Source organism: Psychrobacter sp. TB55-MNA-CIBAN-0194, from assembly GCF_040309505.1.
GTDB classification, from domain to species: domain Bacteria; phylum Pseudomonadota; class Gammaproteobacteria; order Pseudomonadales; family Moraxellaceae; genus Psychrobacter; species Psychrobacter fozii.
This window is the reverse complement of the sequence record NZ_JBEOOW010000296.1, coordinates 1-271: the sequence shown is the minus strand read 5'-3', so window position 1 is coordinate 271 and position 271 is coordinate 1. Positions and strand designations below refer to the sequence as shown.

Annotated in this window: 1 protein-coding gene; it reads right to left on the bottom strand. The window is 43.2% G+C overall.

What is annotated here, in order from left to right:
- Nucleotides 1-271: SPFH domain-containing protein (locus AAEY75_RS15205; RefSeq protein WP_352260050.1), on the bottom strand; the 271-nt coding region annotated here is incomplete at both ends.

Below are 271 nucleotides of genomic sequence, written 5' to 3'. Positions count from 1 at the left end.
GAATATCGTTGGTTTCTTTACGTTTTTCTTCAATGATTTTTGCTAGACGAGCACGACCTTCGGCATCAAATGCGTTATTTTCATTAAAAAATTGCAAGTCAGTTTGATCAAAACCCGTGAGCGACACAGATTCTAATTCTAGGCCGTTTTTCTCAAGGTCATTGGCGACATTGTTCTGCACTCGCTGGACAAAGTCTGCGCGCTGCTCGTGCATTTCGGTCATGGTCATTTCAGCTGCAACGGTACGCAATACGTCGACAAACTTTGATTC